We start from the raw sequence: 16,520 nt of genomic DNA on the forward strand, positions 1-16,520 counted from the left end.
GGCGATCTACGAAAAATTCAAATTACGAAATTTTGAAATTCTGTCACAAAGCTGCAGAAATGCTTTGGATTCAGGCGTTAGCCTGCTGGAGTCAATTACCATCCTCGTGAGCCTCTATAGCCTCAAGAAAAAGGATTCAATTTTTTGAAATCGTCTAAAACCCTCCCATTTCTAAGCTAGAGAATCCAATATTCCCGTCATAAGTGTATGAATTTGGCAATACCACGGGGATATTCTTGCCGCTCCGATAGACCATACGGCCATCGCCGGGGCGATATTTCGCCACAATTCGCCCCGATCTATCGGAAACAAAACATAGACTATCGGGAGCGTTTTTTACTTGAAATATTAGCCACGCCAGTGGCCGTTACTCCATAATTCAGCTAGCGAAATCCGATAGTCTGGGAAGCGGAAGACGAAGCCGAGATCACGCAGCCGTCTATTGGAAACGCGCTTGTTTTCCCCATAGAAAGACCGGGCCATCGGCGAAAGTTCGGCGGTTTCGAAGGGTATTTCCGGCGGTGGCGCCACACCCATCAGGCGGGCCGCCTCAGCGACGATATCCTGTGGCGGCGCCGGTTCGTGATCCGTGACATTGTAAATGCCGCCGATCGACCTCCCGGAGAGAAAGACGGCAGCACCGGCAATATCCTCGACCCGGATGCGGTTGAAGACCTGGTTGGGCTTGATCAGGCGGCGCGCGGTTCCAGCCGCAAGATTGCAGAATGCATTGCGGCCGGGTCCATAGATGCCGGAGAGCCGCAGCACGGCCACGGGGATGTTGCTGGCCTGTCCGATAGCCAGCCATGCCTGTTCGGCCGCGACCCGCTCGACGGAACGGGCGGAAACGGGCTCCAGAGAGGCATCCTCAGTCACCCAGGCGCCGCCATGGTCGCCGTAAACGCCAACTGTCGAAAGATAGCCCGCCCATTCCAGATTGGGCATCAGCTCGGCAAGAGACTGCGCGCTGGGCCGCATCATCGGATCGCCGTCGCGGCCCGGCGCAATCGACTGGATAAGATGCGTCGTGCGCTTCATGATTGCGGCCAGTTCCGGCGAGATCGCCGTACCGTCATAGACAAGCGCATCGATGCCCAAAGCGCGCAGGCCGGCAAGCTTGTCCTCGGAGCGTGTCGTTCCGGTCACCGATTGCGCCAAGGGTAGAAAAGCCTTGGCGCTCGCCGAGCCGGAGAAACCGGCGCCCAGAACCAGAACATGCATCAGACCACTCCTGCCAGTTTCCATTCGGCGAGAACCTCGGGATCGGTCTCGTCCTGCCGTCTTGCCGCAAAATCAGAGAAATCGCCAGCCGTCATCAACCGCGACAGCGCCCAGACCGCCATGCCCCGCACAATCGCCGACGGATCAGCTGACAGGACGCGACAAAGGTCGATCAGGTTGGTCTCACCGGAATTTCCGGCAGCAATCAGACAGTTGCGGACAAACCGGTCGCGGCCGATACGCTTGACCGGCGAGCCGGAAAAGAACGTCCGGAATGCCGGATCGTCGAGCGTCAGCAGAAACGACAGCGGCGGTTCCTTCAGGTCCTCGCGTGCCTTCAGCTTCATCTCGGAGGCTGCGGCTGCAAACTTGTTCCACGGACAGACGGCAAGACAGTCGTCGCAGCCATAGATGCGGTTGCCGATCTTTTGGCGGATGGCAGGATCGATCGGACCTTTATGTTCGATCGTCAGGTAGGAGACGCAACGGCGCGCGTCGATCCGGTGGGGTGCCGGAAACGCGTCGGTCGGGCAGGCATCGAGGCAGGCACGGCAGGAGCCGCAATGATCCCGCTCGGGCGCATCGATCGACAGATCGGCCGTGGTGAAAAGGCTACCGAGAAACAGCCAGGAGCCGAACTCGCGGCTGACGAGATTGGTGTGCTTGCCCTGCCAGCCGAGGCCAGCCTGCTCGGCGAGCGGTTTTTCCATCACCGGTGCGGTATCGACGAACACCTTGACGTCCTCGCCTGCCCTTGCGGCAAAACGGCTGGCGACTTCCTTCAGCTTGCCCTTGATCACGTCGTGGTAATCGCGATTGCGGGCATAGACCGAGATGGCGCCGAGTTCCGGCCTGTCGAGAAGATAACGCGGGTCTTCGTCCGGCCCATAATTCATGCCGAACAAAACGACGGAGCGCACATCGCTCCAAAGGACACGGGGATCGGCCCGGCGGTCGGCCGTATCGGCCATCCAGTCCATCGTACCGTGATAGCCTTCGGCAAGGAAGTCGGCGAGGCGCTCCGGTGCTTTGGGAATGGAATCGGGCAGCGTCACCCGGCAGACGTCGAAACCCTTGTCGCGGGCCTCGTCCTTCAGGAAGCTGGTGAGCGTCCGGCGCCGCTTGTCATGCTTCTCCTCAAGGAGCGCATTGCCGGGCACGGGACCGCTCCTTAAAAATCGAGGTCGGCGTAATGGGAAACGGGCGTAACCCCGCGCACGCGCTCAGCCAGCAATGGGCGGAACGATGGACGCGACTTGAGGCGCTGATACCAGTCCTTGACGGCCGGTGCTTCCGACCAGTCGATTTCACCGAGATAGTCCAGGACCGAGATGGCAGCAGCGGCGGCAAGATCGGCGTAGGACAACCGGTCGCCGGCCAGATAGGTGCGCGAGCCCGCAAGCCAGCCGAGGTATTTCAGGTGCTGGCGGATATTGGCGCGCGATGTGCGCAGCATTTTCGAGTCCGGCGCGCCGCCACCCTGATCGGGTGTCATCTGCAGCTTGAAGATACGTTCGCGCACCAGTGGCCGCGTCACGTCGGCTTCCATCTTCTGCAGGAACCATTCGACCAGCCGGCGGATTTCCGCACGCTGGAACGGGTCTTCCGCCAGAAGCCGACGGTCGCGCTTCAGCACGCCGTGGGTTTCGTCGACATATTCGGAAATGACCATCGCACCACAGAGCGCCCGCATGCTGTCATCGACATAAACCGGCAATGTGCCCGCCGGATTGAGCGTCAGGAAATCCCGGCGCTTCTCCCAGGGCTGCTCCTCCGCCAGTTCCGTCTGATAGCCGTATTCCGACAGGATCAGGCGGACGAACCGGGAGGATGTGGACATCGGGTGGTGATAAAGTGTCGGCATAAGCGATCGGATTTCGTCAGTTCGGTTAGGAGGGGATGGGTGTGTCGTGGCGGTTTCGTCTGGCCACGGTGTGTTAGAAAAAGCTATAGGAACTTGCTGCCGCAAACACAAGCGAATCAGCCAATGCCCTTCATTGGCCCAGAGCCTAACCTCCAATGCTTCAGGGAAGCTTAATTCATGGCCGATCAATCGATCATCAGTGCGCTTATCCTTGGCCTCATCGAAGGCCTGACCGAATTCATTCCGGTATCGTCCACCGCCCATGTCCTGCTCGCCGGGCATTTCCTCGGGTTCAAATCGCCCGGCAATACCTTTGCAGTGCTCATCCAGCTCGGTGCGATCCTCGCCATCCTGCTGGTCTATTTCCAGCGGCTGCTCTCCATCGCGCTGGCCCTGCCCTCAAGCGCGAAGGCCCGGCGGTTCGTCCTGTCGGTCCTTCTCGCCTTCCTGCCGGCGGCCGTGATCGGCGCCATAGCGCATGACTTCATCAAGGCAGTTCTGTTCGAAACACCGGCGCTGATCTGCGTCGTTCTGATCATCGGCGGTGTCATTCTCTACGCGATCGACCGCATGCCTCTGAAGCCGATATATCGCGACATCATGGATTATCCACCCTCGCTGGCGTTCAAAATCGGCCTGTTCCAGTGCCTGGCGATGATCCCCGGCACCTCGCGCTCCGGCGCGACGATCGCCGGCGCGCTGCTGATGGGAACCGACAAGCGTTCGGCGGCCGAATTCTCGTTCTTCCTCGCCATGCCGACAATGCTCGGCGCCTTCACGCTCGATCTCTACAAGAACCGTGACGCACTCAACTTCGACGACGTGACGCTGATTGCAGTCGGCTTCATCGCCGCCTTCTTCTCCGCGCTGCTGGTGGTGCGTTCGCTTCTGAACTTCGTCTCGAACCGGGGCTTCGCACCGTTTGCCATCTGGCGCATCCTCGTCGGCACGGCCGGCCTCATCGGCCTTTGGCTGTTCGGCTGAGCCCAATAAAAAAACCGCATGCACCTCAAAGAAGAGGATGCATGCGGTCCCTGGCCCCCGCCATAGTCCATGCCGCCTTTTGAAAGGCGGAAACTCTTATTCTGCTGCGAGCGCACCGATCGACGCGGTCGTGCAAGGATCGACGCCATAGGCAGGCGCGCAGCCGCTATGATTGCTGGCGACCGTCTTTGGCGCCGCGAAGGATCCAGCCAGGACGATAAGTGCCGCGCACGCAAAGAAAATCGCGATCGACTTGCCCATAAAAATGTGCCTCTCAAGATGATGTGACGGCGCCGGTCATTCCTTGGGTAAACGATGCGGCGCGGCTGCTGTGTATGTGCTGGAACCGTTGTTATCAATATCGATACATGTTGAATCGACGGTAAAGACCAATCGCTTTTTTAAGTGAGGCAGAACTGCAACGTTTTATTCTGCGACGGTCAAAAAGAAACCGCCGGTGGGTACCGGCGGCTTGTTCAACAACAGATTTTCAAGCTGCAGTCAGCGTGATCAGGCAGCGCTGCCGGAGCGGGTATACTGGCCCTGCGGGCGATAGCGGACCACGTAGGAGGGCAGCACGGCCTCGACCGAGGTCGGCTCGATGCCAAACGCTTCCAATGTGCGGCCTTCGGCCTGCGCCTTGGCAGAGACGATATTGTCGCTCTTCAGCAGGGTCACCTGATCGACGGTCAGCGGCGGCGCGATGAACGGTACCATCGAGGCGACGGAGCCGATCAGGGATGCGAGACCGAACGGGATCGGCAGCAAGGTGCGCTTGCGATCGATGGTCTTCAGGAGAATTTCGAGACAGTTCTTGAAGGTGAGGACGTCCGGTCCGCCGATCTCATAGATCCGGCCGCGCGCAACCTTGCCCTCGACGGCCTTGGCAACGGCCTCGGCGATGTCGGTCACATAGATCGGCTGGAACGCCGTATTGCCACCGCCGACCAGCGGCAGGACCGGCGAAAAGCGTGCCATTTCGGCAAACTTGTTGAAGAAGCCGTCCTCTGGACCGAAGACGATCGAAGGCCGCAGGATGACAGCTTCCGGGACGGTCTCGAGGACCGCCTTTTCCGCACGGCCCTTGCTGCGGGCATACAGTGATTCAGCATTGGCATCGGCACCGATGGCGGACACATGCGTCAATGTCGCGCCGGCACCACGGGCGGCCTCGGCGACTGCGCGGGCGCCGAAATCCTGAACCGAGTCGAAGGTGTTGCGCCCGGCTTCAAACAGGATGCCGACGCAGTTGACGACGTGATCGGAGCCAAGAACGGCCGAATCGACCGACTTGCGGTAGCGCAGATTGGCTTGGACGAAGGAAATCTGACCGACATTGCCCAAAGGCTGCAGGAAGCCTGCGAGATCGGGACGGCGAACGGCAACGCGAATGCGAAAGCCGCGCTTGGCCAGGGCCCGCACGACATGCCGGCCGACAAACCCGGAACCGCCGAAAACGGTGACGAGCGGCGGGAGATTGGACAAAGTCATGGCACAGGCACTCCTGATCTGCAGTATGGCGTATATGAGCTACATAGCCCAATCGTAGGGCCACGGGAAGGCTTATCGCCAAGGCTTTTCTGCCGCTTTACGCCGCAGTTGCGGCCGGGCGTCAGACGCCCTCGACAACGACCATTTCAGCATCGGCGACCTGCTGGCGGATTGCAGCGGCGATCTGGTATTCGGGAGAATTGTAGCAATCGATCGCCGCCTGCAGCGACGGGAATTCGATCACCACGTTGCGGGCACGCACATCGCCCTCCAGACGCTGGAAAGCGCCGCCACGCGCCAGGAAATTCGCACCGTATTTCTCGAACGCCGGCTTGGCGGCTGTGACATAGTCCTTGTAACGCTCGGCATCGCGAACATCGACCCGTGCAATCCAGTAGCCCTTGGCCATGGCAATCTCCTCAATCTCTCCGCTTGCTGCGAATTGTCGCCTCGATTTCTTCCGTCAAATCCCCGGTTTGGTCAAGCCGAGGGAAGACATGTCCAGGGTGGCATCTGCAGCAGGCGTAGCAGGGCGATTGCCTAGAGGGCGCCGGTCATTTCATTCAGGATAGCCAGGGCCGCAGCGTGCGGATCGGCGGCCTTGACGATCGGGCGGGCGACGACGAGATGGCTCGACCCGGCGCGCAAGGCATCGGCCGGTGTCATCACGCGCTTCTGGTCGCCCTTGTCGCTGCCGGCCGGACGAATACCTGGGGTGACGACGGCCATGTCCGCGCCGACGATCTTGCGGACGGCGGACGATTCTTCGGCCGAGCAGACGATGCCGCCCATGCCGGCGGCGCGGGCCTGTTCTGCACGGCGCAACACCAGCGTATGGGTGTCGTGCTGATAACCGGCGTCGATGACGTCCTGCTCGTCCATGGAGGTGAGCACGGTGACGCCGAGCAGACAGAGATCGGAGCCACGTGCGGCTTCCACGGCCGCCCGCATCGCCTTCGGATAGGCATGCAGCGTCAGCATCGACATCCCCATCTTGGCGATGTTTTCGACACCCTTGGCAACCGTGTTGTCGATGTCGAGCAGCTTCATGTCGAGAAAGATCTTCTTGCCGTCGGCAGCCAGATCGCGGGCAAATTCGAGACCGCCGGCGAAGGCCAGCTGGTAGCCGATCTTGTAGAACAGCACGTCGTCGCCGAGCGCTTTGACGATAACCTCTGCCTCGCCGATGGTGGGGATATCAAGACCGACGATCAGCCGGTCGCGCGCGGTTGCAGTCATTGTTGCCATCCTTGCCAGAGCTCCATGGCGGTCCAGTCGCATGCAAGGGAACGGTCCGCAAGGGAAAATGCGTAGAGGCAGCCACCGCCTGGCAACTGGTCGTGGCTGCGGGAAATCGGCAGACCGGCCAAGTGGCATTTCAACAGCGTTCCGACGCCGCCATGCCCGACAAAGGCAATCGGCCTGGCCGGATCATGCCGGTCCAGCACGGACGTGACTGCCGTGACAATCCGCCTCTGGGCATCGATCGCCCGCTCCCAGCCATGAAAACTCTGTTCGGGATTGGCGAAGAACCAGTTGGCGGCCTTTTCGAATTCTTCGGGTATGAGAAAGCCAGTGGCCGAGCGGTCGTTTTCACCGGAATGTTCCAGGACCTCGACTTCGATGCCGCTTGCCCGTGCCATGATCGCGGCCGTTTCCAGCGCCTTGGTCTCGTCGCTGGAGAGGATGCGGGAAAGCTGGTTTGTCCAACTCAGCTGCGCCGTCTTTTCGGCCCGCGCGATGCCGACCTCAGACAGTCCCCAGCGTGGAACCGGCACATCCGGCTCCAGACGGATTTGCGGATGCGTCATATAAACTCCGAACATCGACAGGCCTCAATGCGTCTTGCGGTAAACCCATAGCTGCGCCGGCGGGATGTTGCGGACGACGAAATCATAATGGGAGATCTGGTAGCGATCCGGCATGGCGACAACAGGCGAGAGCGGGCCGTAGGAAATCTGGATGACCGGGCGGCCGACGGGGATACGCGACAGGAGATCATCAATCAGCGAGACACGCTTATGCATCGGGAAGTTCAACAGCGGCACGGCGGAAACGACACTGTCGAACTGCTGGTCGCGGCGTGTGCCGAGCGTCTTGTCGAGATCGAAGGCATCGCCATTGATGAAATCGACATCCGGATAGGTCTTGACCAGATGCTGGAAGAAATCGGTGGAAAATTCGACCGACACGAGGTTTTCCGGCTGAACGCCCTTCTGCAGGATCGCCTTGGTGATGACGCCGGTGCCAGGCCCGAGCTCGAGAACGGGGAGGCCTGAATGCGGATTGACGACGCTGGCCATCCGCCGCGCGGTGATGCCGGATGTCGGCACGATCGAACCGACCGCCTTCATATTGCTGCGCCAGCCCTTGAAGAAACGGATTTCCTCATCGAATTTCTTGCCAAAACGCTCTTTCAGACGAAAATTCATGCGTATCTCCAGAAATCCCCCGTCTGCGTCTCAAACAGGCTTCATGCCTGCCGGCGCAAACGCAGCGGCCCCAACTGCAAAATGATTATGTCTTGCCCTATGCGACAAAAACAAGTCATTCCGCGCCATTATAGTCGACTACCAACAAGCGGGTAAGTCCTTGCCGCACGTGGATAACCGCATACGAAAACGGCCGGATCAGGTCCGGCCGCTTTCGATTTCAAATATCTACCGGGCCTAAACCCGCATCGGCATCAGAACATAGAGAGCGTCATCGCCCGCCATGTCGCGCACCAAAGTCGGCGAGCCAGCATCGGCCAGCATGAAGACGGCATCGGTGCCAGACAGCTGGGCGGTGATGTCCAGCAGGTACTTGGCGTTGAAGCCGATTTCCAGCGGATCGCTGTCGTAACCGACGGCGAGTTCTTCCGTGGCGCTGCCGGAATCCGGGTTGTTGACGGTGAGCGTCAGCTGTCCGTCCGACAGCGCCAGCTTGACGGCGCGGCCGCGCTCGGACGAAATCGTCGAAACACGGTCAACGGCCTGGGCGAAGGACTGGCAATCGATCTTCAGCTCCTTATCGTTATTGGCCGGAATGACGCGCTGGTAATCGGGGAACGTGCCGTCGATCAGCTTCGAGGTCATGATGATCGAACCGATCGTCAGGCGGATCTTCGCATCCGACACTTCGACGGTGACGACGACATCCGGATTGTCGACCAGCTTCTGCAATTCGCTGACGGTCTTGCGCGGGATGATGATGCCCGGCATGCCTTCCGAGCCCGACGGGGCTTCGAGATCGGCGCGGGCGAGACGATGGCCGTCGGTGGCGACGGCGCGCAGCTTCAGCTGCCCCTTGCTTTCGATCGTGTGGATATAGATGCCGTTCAGATAATAGCGTGTCTCTTCCGTCGAGATCGCAAACTGGGTGCGATCGATCAGCATCTTCAAATCCGTCGCCTTCATGCGGAACGTGTGGGTGAAGGCACCGGCGGTCAGATCCGGAAAATCGGACTGGGGCAGGCATTGCAGCGAGAATTTCGAGCGGCCGGACTGGACGGTCATCGCCGTGCCTTCGGCATTGGTAGCCAGCGCCACTTCCGAACCGTCCGGCAGCTTGCGAACGATATCGTAGAGCAGGTGTGCCGGCACCGTCGTTGCACCGGGTGTTTCCACCTGCGCCGGGGTTGCCTCGGTGATTTCGAGGTCGAGGTCGGTTGCCTTCATTTCAAGGCTGGCACCGTCGGAGCGCAAAAGCACGTTCGAGAGGATCGGAATGGTATTGCGACGCTCGACCACGCGGTGAACGTGGTTCAGCGACTTCAGGAGATTGGACCGCTCGAGAGTAATGCGCATGAGATGCTACCGCTTTCAACCATCGCCGGGCGGGCCGCGCCTCCCGGCTTGAACTTTTGAAGTGTCCCCTTTCGGACGGGGAAGATGTGGACGGGCAAAATGGCAGAAACAAGCCGTCAAAAGCAAGGGGTAACGCCGGAAAGACGGGACGATTGTCAACGGGATTGATTGGTCATCCCCATTATACAAACGCCTTCGGCCGCTGGAACACTGTGGCAGAAGATTCAGCATATCTCTTCCGCTCGCATATGATCGAGTTTGAGCGCACGGATATGCTTTTGGCCCCGTCCAATTTGGGGACGGTTAAATCGGATGGAAAGCCCTGTTCCCTGTGGACATAAAGCCCATCCGCCAGCCATAGTTTCTTGGATGACAGAAGCCAAGCCATGAACACTCAGGGGAACTAAAGGTGAGTGCCAAAAGTGATCAATTAGCGATCCTTCAGTATCTCTACCAGCGCTTAGCTAAAGGAGATACGCGGTATTGCACTATTCCGACGATCAAGAAAAACACGGGCCTTGAGTACGCTAATCAATATATGTTGGCTTTGACAGATGACTTAGAGTCCGCTGGGTTGGTTATAACACGCCAAGCTTATCAAATGTCCGGCGGTAGATTGTTTCAGATTACCGCCGCAGGGTTCGATGCGGTTGATGAGGGCAAGGTCCCAATCAGAGTAGACAGTGCAGCTTGGACCGGCCGCTTTGACTTGTCCGAATATCAGAAGGCTGAGATTAGGCGCATTCTTAAAGAGATGCGCGTTGTCATCGAATCCGCCAGGCTATCCAACGCTCGTACCGCCAACGCCTTGGCACTGATTGAGTCTGCGGAGAAGCTGATCGAAACCCCGGACCCACTCTGGCCTGAAATCATGCGTCTCTTACGCTCTCCCACGCTTTCGGGGGTGATAGGAATCGCAGGCCTCTTGATAACCCTCGTACAGATCGTGATGGCTACGGCGAATTAAAACGTACATTAGGGGCCACGCCGTGCTCTTCTCACACATTATCCTCCCTTCAATCGGCGACATGGCACCTACAAAACTACGTGAGCGGGGACAGCAAGGCGTGCGGTATATCCCTTAATACCCGCATACAGGGAGAATGTGGCCGACAGGCCGCATGAGGGGCCTGTGCCGGGTTCAGTTTGCCCCTCCCCCTACCCTTGACCCCCCTCGCTGGGAGAGGAAACAGCGAAGAGCGTGGCCCTTGCCCCCGACCCGGCACTCCCCCATAAAGACCGGGCGCCGGCTCAACGGCGGGCAAAGGCATGAGGGCATAGCGTTTTGGAAAAGCAGGCATCGGGCGAAACGCAGACGAACGAGCGGCAGAAGAGCTACCGCCTGCACAATGTCGCGGTGCCCGCACGGCCGCTGGAACCGGCGCTCTATCTGGTCGCAACCCCGATCGGCAATCTCTCCGACATCACTCTGCGCGCCTTGGAAACGCTGGCCGGGGCCGATGTGCTGGCCTGCGAGGACACCCGCGTCACCCGCGTGCTGCTCGATCGTTACGGCATCGTCAACCGGCCCTATGCCTATCACGAATACAATGCCAACGAAGTCGGCCCCAAGCTCCTGGCAGCGCTCGACGAGGGCAAGTCCGTTGCGCTTGTCTCTGACGCCGGCACGCCGCTGGTTTCCGATCCCGGCTACCGGCTCGGCCAGATCGCCATTGAGGCCGGGCACCGGGTGGTGCCGATCCCTGGCGCTTCGGCGCCCTTGGCAGCCCTGGTCGGCTCCGGCCTGCCGAACGACGCCTTCCTGTTTGCAGGCTTTCTGCCCTCCAAGGACAAGGCGCGCCGCGACCGGTTTGCCGAGCTTGCCGATATTCCAGCGACACTGATGTTCTTTGAATCGCCGCACCGGATCGCAGCCAGCATCGTTGCGGCCCATGATGTGCTGGGCGGCGAACGGCGGGCGTCCGTCTGCCGCGAATTGACCAAGACCTTCGAGGAATTCCGCCGCGGCACGCTGGCCGAACTCAAGGCGTTCTACGACGAAGGCGCCACCGTCAAGGGCGAGATCGTGCTGGTCATCGGTCCGCCGGATGCACCGGCGGCACCGGAGGCCGACGATGTCGATGCGATCCTCTTGAAACTCGTCAAGGACATGTCGACCGGCAAGGCAGCGACCGAGGCGGCGAAACAGACCGGCCTCAACCGCAAGGAACTCTACGACCGGCTGCTGGAGCTCAAAGACCGGGATGAAACCTGAGCCACCGGACCAGAAAAGACGGAAGGCGCTGCGGCGCGGCGCGCTTGCGGAATATCGCGCCGCCCTTTGCCTCCTCCTCAAGGGCTACCGCATCGTCGCGTTCCGCTACCGCACGAAGCTCGGGGAAATCGACATCATTGCACGCAAGGGCAATCTGATCGCCTGCGTCGAGGTGAAGGCCCGCCGCTCGCTTGAAGATTCTGTATTCGCCGTTTCCGATTTTGCACAGCGCCGCATCCGCGCCGCAAGCGACCTCTGGCTCGCCAAACAGCCGGATTTTTCCGCTCTTTCAGTCCGCTATGACATAATCTCCGTCACGCCCTGGCGCTGGCCGGTCCATCTTGCGGATGCTTTTTGAACAGCTGTGCACAGTTGTAATCGTCCCGACATAAAAGCGTTATGCTGATGTCATGAAAGGGCTTTAGCCGGTTCCTCACCCTAAACCTGGTGAAAGGAACTGCCATGATCAGGAAATATACGATGACCGGCCTCGCGCTGGTTTTTTCCGCCACCTCCTCGTTTGCCGCGACCAATATCAGCTGGTGGCACGGCATGGCCGGCCGCAACGGTGAAGTCATCAACGAGATCGCCACCAAGTTCAACGCCTCGCAGACCGCCTGCGCGCTGACACCGGTTTCCAAAGGCACCTATGAGGAAGCGCTGGCTTCCGGTATCGCCGCTTTCCGTTCGGGCGAACAGCCGAACATCCTGCAGGTCTTCGATGCTGGTGCGGCAACGATCATCAATGCCAAGGGCGCCGTCATCCCGGCCGAAGACCTGATCAACAATGCCGGCTACAAGTTCGACCGCGAAGCTTTCATCGACGGCGTTCGCTACTTCTACGCCGATAGCGACGGCAAGTTCGTCGGCATGCCGTTCAACTCGTCGGCGCCGATCATGTACATCAACGACGAAGCCCTGAAGAAGGCCGGCGTCGAAGCCCCGAAGACCTGGGAAGAATTCGAAACTGCCGCTCCGAAGCTGAAGGAAGCCGGTTACATCCCGCTCGTCCAGTCGCAGCTGACCTGGCAGTTCACCGAGAACTTCTTCTCGCGCAACAACATCCAGTTCGCCACCAACAATAACGGTTATGACAGCGTCACCGACACCCAGCTGAAGGTCACCGATCCGAACCTTATCATGATGTTCGACAAGCTGAAGGCCTGGGCGGACGAAGGCTACTTCGCCTTTTACGGTGCCGGCTGGAACGATAACCAGAAGATGTTCGAAGAAAACAAGGCCGCCCTCTGGATCGGTTCGTCCGGCTCGTTCGGCGGCCTGCAGAAGACGGCCCAGATGCCGTTCTCGGCAACCTTCCTGCCCTATTGGGGTTCGATCAAGGGCGCGGGCACCTCGTCCTTCATCGGTGGTGCAGCGCTCTTTGCAATGGCCGGCAAGCCTGAAGCAGAAAACAAGTGCGTCGCCGACTTCTTCCAGTTCCTGACCTCGCCTGAAATCCAGGTTTTCTACCACAAGGCCACCGGCTACGTTGCCATCACCAAGGCAGCCTACGAGCTTGCCAAGAAGGAAGGCTACTACGCCGAGAAGCCGGCTGCCGAAGTCGGCATCCAGCAGCTGATGCTGCCGGCCGGTGAATGGTCGAAGGGCTACCGCCTCGGCTTCTACCCGCAGATCCGCGAAATCATGGAACGCGAATACGGCCGCATCTTCTCGGGCGAAGTCACCGTCAAGGACGCCTTCGACACGATCGAGAAGGAAGGCAACGAACTGCTTGCCCGTTTTGCAAAGACGGCTGGTTGATCTCTGATCTTTCCCTCCCCCTTGTGGGGAGGGTGGCCCGAAGGGTCGGGAGGGGTTCTTTCTTCTTAGGAAGTCCCCTCCCCAACCCTCCCCACAAGGGGGAGGGAGTTCGCCTCGCGCTCGCCGACATTTCCACCGCCCTTAAGGCCACACCATGACGAACACGCCCTCATCTTCGGCCATGTCCGCAACACTCACGGCCCACGTCCCAGGCGGGTTTTGGCGCATGTTCGGCCTGAACAAATCCGCCAGCAGACCGCCTGAAGAGACCGACGCCAAGCGCGTGCAGTTCAACTCGCGGTTCCTGCCCTATCTCTTCCTCGCCCCGCAGATGGCGATCATCTTCGTGTTCTTCTACTGGCCCTCGGTTCAGGCGATCCATTCGTCCTTCTACCTTGAGGACCCCTTCGGCTTCGGCTCGACCTTCGTCGGCATGGCCAACTATACCGACGTGCTGAAATCCGGCGAATATCTGGGCATCGCCCGCTTCACCGCCGTGTTCACCGCCCTCGTCACCTTCTTCTCGCTGGCGATCGGCCTGCTGCTTGCCGTCAAGGCTGACGGCGTGATCCGCGGCAATGCCACCTACAAGACGCTTTTGATCTGGGTCTATGCCATTGCCCCGCCGGTTGCCGGCCTGATGGGCATGATGATGTTCGACCAGCATATCGGCCCGCTGGTCAAATTCGCCGCCTTCTTCGGATGGGATATCAAGGTCGGGCTCAACTACAACGACACGGCCTTCGCGATGATCGTCGTCTCGGTCTGGAAGCAGATCCCCTACAATTTCATCTTCTTCCTGTCCGGCCTTCAGGGCATTCCGGTCTCGGTTCGCGAGGCGGCGCTGATGGATTGCCGCTCCGGTTTCCGCCGCTTCTGGACGGTCATCCTGCCGCTGCTGGCGCCGACAGCCTTCTTCCTCCTGATCATCAACACCACCTACGCCCTGTTCGACACGTTCGGCGTCATCGACGTGATGGTGAAGGACAAGGCCGCCAACAACCCGATCACGCTGGTCTACAAGGTCTATATGGACGGTTTCCGCGGCAATGATCTCGGCGGTTCCTCGGCCCAGTCGGTCATCCTGATGATCATCGTCTTCGTGCTCACCATCTTCCAGTTCCGCTTCATCGAGCGGCGCGTTCACTATAATTGAGCGGGGGCGAGAACATGCATCGCACGAAACTTTTCGACCACTTTATCCTGATGATGGGCGTCTTCTTCATGGTCGGGCCATTGCTCGTCGCCCTGATGACCTCTAGCCACGAGGCCGCCGATATCCATCGCAACGGCTTGCAGATCCTGCCCGGCGGCCATTTCATCGATACCTACACCACCGTCTTGACCAAGCAGGGCGGCTTTACCGGCAAGATCACCGGCCTCAGAATGATGATGAACTCGCTGATCCTCGGCATTGGCTTTGCCGCGGGCAAGATCATCCTGTCTATGCTGGCGGCCTATGCGCTGGTCTATTTCCGCTTCCGCTTTGCCACCATCACCTTCTGGATGATCTTCACGACGCTGCTTCTACCGCTCGAAGTGCGCATCCTGCCGTCCTACGAGGTGATGAACACGCTGAAGCTGACCAATACCTATACCGGCCTGATCGTGCCGCTTCTGGCGTCGGCCACCGGCACCTTCTATTTCCGCCAGTTCTTCAAATCGATCCCCGACGAACTTTTGGAGGCCGCCCGCATCGACGGCGCCGGACCCTTCAAGTTCTTCATCGACGTGATCGTGCCTTTGTCGAAGACGATGATCGCGGCGATCTTCATCATCATGTTCGTCTATGGCTGGAACCAGTATCTCTGGCCGACCCTGATGACCACCGACGAGAGTTTCTTCACGCTGGTGCGCGGCATCAAGCAGATCCTGCTGGTCTGGGTCGGCTCCAACATTCCCGACTATAACGAGGCCTTTGCCCTGGCGATCCTTGCCATGGTGCCGCCTGTGATGATCGTCATGATCTTCCAGCGCTGGTTCATCAAAGGCCTTACCGAAAGCGACAAGTAGAGGAACGCCACCATGGCAGCGATCAACATCACCAATGTTTCGAAGATCTACGCAGGCGGCGTCGAGGCGGTCAAATCCGTCTCCATCGACATCGCCGACGGCGAATTCATCGTGCTGGTCGGCCCGTCCGGCTGCGGCAAGTCCACGCTTTTGCGCATGGTGGCGGGCCTTGAGGCTATCTCGAAGGGCACCGTCGAAATCGGCGACCGCGTCATCAATGACGTGGAACCAGCCGAGCGCGACATCGCCATGGTGTTCCAGAACTATGCGCTCTATCCGCATATGACCGTCTACAACAATCTTGCCTATGGCCTGAAAAACCGCGGCACGCCGAAGGCCGAGATCGAGGCGCGCGTCGCTGAAGCCGCCCGGATGCTGGAGATCGAACAGTATCTCGCCCGCAAGCCGCGCGCGCTTTCCGGCGGCCAGCGCCAGCGCGTCGCCATGGGCCGCGCCATCGTCCGCAAACCCGCCGCCTTCCTGTTCGACGAACCCTTGTCCAATCTCGACGCCAAGCTGCGCGTTTCGATGCGCGGCGAGATCAAGCAGCTGCAAAAGCGCCTCGGCACCACCTCGCTCTACGTCACCCATGACCAGCTGGAAGCCATGACGCTGGCCGACCGCCTCGTCGTCCTCAATGGTGGCGAAATCGAGCAGATCGGCAAGCCGCTCGACGTCTACCACACGCCCGCTTCCACCTTCGTCGCCAGCTTCATCGGCTCTCCGGCGATGAACCTCGTCCAGGCGACGCGCGAAGGAACGCGCATTCATTTCGGCAGCCAGGTGCTCGACACGGGTCGCATGGCAAGCATGCCGGGACTGGTGACCGTCGGCATCCGCGCGGAGGACCTGCGGATTGCGGCCCCCGGCGAACCGTCGCTAACCCAGAAGGTCGACTATATCGAAGAACTCGGCGCCCAGCGCCTGGTGCACGGCACGATCGACGGCAAAAAGCTGACCGCCTCCCTGTCTCCCGAGATCGAGATCGGCGAAACGATGGCGCTGACCATCGCGCCGGAGCGCCTCCATTTCTTCGATGCCCAAAGCGGCAAACGGCTGGTGCAGCCGTTTGCCGTATCCGAGGGCAGGCGCGTGGAGAGACTTGAGGTCGCGGACGCATGACCACGAAAGGCCGTAAAGGCTGCTGCCGGCCCGTCGCGGACGTCCGTGTTGGTTCGCCTTG

The 16,520-nt window shown here is 59.9% G+C and carries 18 protein-coding genes; 8 read left to right on the top strand and 10 right to left on the bottom strand.

Going from position 1 to position 16,520, the window contains the following annotated elements:
• Positions 1-348: 348 nt before the first annotated feature.
• Genes ACP7BS_RS23650 through ACP7BS_RS23660 form a run of 3 tightly spaced genes read right to left on the bottom strand, consistent with a single transcriptional unit; the run spans position 349 to position 3,085 of the window.
• Positions 349-1,221, bottom strand: coding sequence for an SDR family oxidoreductase (locus ACP7BS_RS23650; RefSeq protein ID WP_426240043.1), 873 nt, complete (start codon positions 1,219-1,221; stop codon positions 349-351).
• Positions 1,221-2,381: a tRNA epoxyqueuosine(34) reductase QueG gene (gene queG / locus ACP7BS_RS23655; protein WP_426240044.1), complete on the bottom strand. Its 1,161-nt coding sequence runs from the start codon at positions 2,379-2,381 to the stop codon at positions 1,221-1,223. Before queG ends, ACP7BS_RS23650 begins: the two co-directional genes overlap by 1 nt.
• An 11-nt stretch (positions 2,382-2,392) precedes the next feature.
• Positions 2,393-3,085, bottom strand: coding sequence for a glutathione S-transferase family protein (locus tag ACP7BS_RS23660; protein ID WP_426231099.1), 693 nt, complete (start codon positions 3,083-3,085; stop codon positions 2,393-2,395).
• A gap of 177 nt (positions 3,086-3,262) precedes the next feature.
• On the opposite strand from ACP7BS_RS23660, the gene ACP7BS_RS23665 reads away from it, so the two are divergent.
• Positions 3,263-4,069: an undecaprenyl-diphosphate phosphatase gene (locus ACP7BS_RS23665; RefSeq protein ID WP_426240045.1), complete on the top strand. Its 807-nt coding sequence runs from the start codon at positions 3,263-3,265 to the stop codon at positions 4,067-4,069.
• 96 nt (positions 4,070-4,165) lie between these two features.
• Here ACP7BS_RS23665 and ACP7BS_RS23670 read toward each other — a convergent pair whose 3' ends face one another.
• From ACP7BS_RS23670 to dnaN, 7 genes are all read right to left on the bottom strand, one after another.
• On the bottom strand, positions 4,166-4,330 hold the full coding sequence (locus tag ACP7BS_RS23670) for a hypothetical protein (RefSeq protein WP_426231097.1): 165 nt from the start codon (positions 4,328-4,330) through the stop codon (positions 4,166-4,168).
• A 249-nt stretch (positions 4,331-4,579) separates the two neighbouring features.
• Positions 4,580-5,560 (bottom strand): complex I NDUFA9 subunit family protein, encoded by a 981-nt coding sequence (locus tag ACP7BS_RS23675; RefSeq protein WP_426240046.1) that lies wholly within the window; start codon positions 5,558-5,560, stop codon positions 4,580-4,582.
• Positions 5,561-5,681: 121 nt separating this feature from the next.
• A complete protein-coding gene (locus ACP7BS_RS23680; protein ID WP_426240047.1) occupies positions 5,682-5,969 on the bottom strand; it encodes a DUF1330 domain-containing protein in 288 nt (95 codons plus the stop codon).
• A 131-nt stretch (positions 5,970-6,100) separates the two neighbouring features.
• Positions 6,101-6,799 (bottom strand): orotidine-5'-phosphate decarboxylase, encoded by a 699-nt coding sequence (pyrF, locus tag ACP7BS_RS23685; protein ID WP_426240048.1) that lies wholly within the window; start codon positions 6,797-6,799, stop codon positions 6,101-6,103.
• Complete coding sequence (locus ACP7BS_RS23690) at positions 6,796-7,386, bottom strand: histidine phosphatase family protein (protein WP_426240049.1); 591 nt, start codon at positions 7,384-7,386, stop codon at positions 6,796-6,798. The genes pyrF and ACP7BS_RS23690 overlap by 4 nt, the downstream gene beginning before the upstream one ends.
• Before the next feature lie 9 nt (positions 7,387-7,395).
• A complete protein-coding gene (gene pmtA, locus ACP7BS_RS23695) occupies positions 7,396-7,992 on the bottom strand; it encodes a phospholipid N-methyltransferase PmtA (RefSeq protein WP_426231093.1) in 597 nt (198 codons plus the stop codon).
• Between the two features lie 237 nt (positions 7,993-8,229).
• Positions 8,230-9,348, bottom strand: coding sequence for a DNA polymerase III subunit beta (gene dnaN, locus ACP7BS_RS23700; RefSeq protein WP_037157387.1), 1,119 nt, complete (start codon positions 9,346-9,348; stop codon positions 8,230-8,232).
• Positions 9,349-9,757: 409 nt separating this feature from the next.
• Here dnaN and ACP7BS_RS23705 point away from each other — a divergent pair, with 409 nt between their 5' ends.
• From ACP7BS_RS23705 to ACP7BS_RS23735, 7 genes are all read left to right on the top strand, one after another.
• Positions 9,758-10,315 carry a hypothetical protein gene (locus ACP7BS_RS23705; RefSeq protein WP_426240050.1) on the top strand — a complete coding sequence of 186 codons (558 nt, stop codon included), beginning with the start codon at positions 9,758-9,760 and terminating at the stop codon, positions 10,313-10,315.
• Positions 10,316-10,633: 318 nt separating this feature from the next.
• Positions 10,634-11,563 carry a 16S rRNA (cytidine(1402)-2'-O)-methyltransferase gene (gene rsmI, locus ACP7BS_RS23710; protein WP_426240051.1) on the top strand — a complete coding sequence of 310 codons (930 nt, stop codon included), beginning with the start codon at positions 10,634-10,636 and terminating at the stop codon, positions 11,561-11,563.
• Positions 11,553-11,921 (top strand): YraN family protein, encoded by a 369-nt coding sequence (locus ACP7BS_RS23715; RefSeq protein ID WP_426240052.1) that lies wholly within the window; start codon positions 11,553-11,555, stop codon positions 11,919-11,921. Before rsmI ends, ACP7BS_RS23715 begins: the two co-directional genes overlap by 11 nt.
• Before the next feature lie 104 nt (positions 11,922-12,025).
• Complete coding sequence (locus ACP7BS_RS23720; protein ID WP_426240053.1) at positions 12,026-13,324, top strand: extracellular solute-binding protein; 1,299 nt, start codon at positions 12,026-12,028, stop codon at positions 13,322-13,324.
• A gap of 226 nt (positions 13,325-13,550) precedes the next feature.
• Positions 13,551-14,480, top strand: a complete 930-nt coding sequence (locus ACP7BS_RS23725) for an ABC transporter permease subunit (RefSeq protein WP_426231088.1) — start codon at positions 13,551-13,553, stop codon at positions 14,478-14,480.
• 14 nt (positions 14,481-14,494) lie between these two features.
• A complete protein-coding gene (ugpE, locus tag ACP7BS_RS23730; protein WP_426240054.1) occupies positions 14,495-15,337 on the top strand; it encodes a sn-glycerol-3-phosphate ABC transporter permease UgpE in 843 nt (280 codons plus the stop codon).
• Positions 15,338-15,349: 12 nt separating this feature from the next.
• Positions 15,350-16,459, top strand: coding sequence for a sn-glycerol-3-phosphate import ATP-binding protein UgpC (locus tag ACP7BS_RS23735; RefSeq protein ID WP_426240055.1), 1,110 nt, complete (start codon positions 15,350-15,352; stop codon positions 16,457-16,459).
• Positions 16,460-16,520: the final 61 nt, after the last annotated feature.

The sequence above is a fragment of the Pararhizobium sp. DWP1-1-3 genome (assembly GCF_049896125.1).
Lineage (GTDB): Bacteria > Pseudomonadota > Alphaproteobacteria > Rhizobiales > Rhizobiaceae > Pararhizobium.

Excerpts from the sequence above, each read along its gene's own strand:
- ACP7BS_RS23650 (WP_426240043.1), bottom strand. The coding sequence starts at position 1,221 with ATGCATGTTCTGGTTCTGGGCGCCGGTTTCTCCGGCTCGGCGAGCGCC.
- ACP7BS_RS23665 (WP_426240045.1), top strand. The coding sequence starts at position 3,263 with ATGGCCGATCAATCGATCATCAGTGCGCTTATCCTTGGCCTCATCGAA.
- ACP7BS_RS23675 (WP_426240046.1), bottom strand. The coding sequence starts at position 5,560 with ATGACTTTGTCCAATCTCCCGCCGCTCGTCACCGTTTTCGGCGGTTCC.
- ugpE (WP_426240054.1), top strand. The coding sequence starts at position 14,495 with ATGCATCGCACGAAACTTTTCGACCACTTTATCCTGATGATGGGCGTC.
- ACP7BS_RS23670 (WP_426231097.1), bottom strand. The coding sequence starts at position 4,330 with ATGGGCAAGTCGATCGCGATTTTCTTTGCGTGCGCGGCACTTATCGTC.
- ACP7BS_RS23725 (WP_426231088.1), top strand. The coding sequence starts at position 13,551 with ATGTTCGGCCTGAACAAATCCGCCAGCAGACCGCCTGAAGAGACCGAC.
- dnaN (WP_037157387.1), bottom strand. The coding sequence starts at position 9,348 with ATGCGCATTACTCTCGAGCGGTCCAATCTCCTGAAGTCGCTGAACCAC.
- ACP7BS_RS23690 (WP_426240049.1), bottom strand. The coding sequence starts at position 7,386 with ATGTTCGGAGTTTATATGACGCATCCGCAAATCCGTCTGGAGCCGGAT.
- ACP7BS_RS23735 (WP_426240055.1), top strand. The coding sequence starts at position 15,350 with ATGGCAGCGATCAACATCACCAATGTTTCGAAGATCTACGCAGGCGGC.
- ACP7BS_RS23720 (WP_426240053.1), top strand. The coding sequence starts at position 12,026 with ATGATCAGGAAATATACGATGACCGGCCTCGCGCTGGTTTTTTCCGCC.
- pyrF (WP_426240048.1), bottom strand. The coding sequence starts at position 6,799 with ATGACTGCAACCGCGCGCGACCGGCTGATCGTCGGTCTTGATATCCCC.
- ACP7BS_RS23715 (WP_426240052.1), top strand. The coding sequence starts at position 11,553 with ATGAAACCTGAGCCACCGGACCAGAAAAGACGGAAGGCGCTGCGGCGC.
- pmtA (WP_426231093.1), bottom strand. The coding sequence starts at position 7,992 with ATGAATTTTCGTCTGAAAGAGCGTTTTGGCAAGAAATTCGATGAGGAA.
- ACP7BS_RS23680 (WP_426240047.1), bottom strand. The coding sequence starts at position 5,969 with ATGGCCAAGGGCTACTGGATTGCACGGGTCGATGTTCGCGATGCCGAG.
- ACP7BS_RS23660 (WP_426231099.1), bottom strand. The coding sequence starts at position 3,085 with ATGCCGACACTTTATCACCACCCGATGTCCACATCCTCCCGGTTCGTC.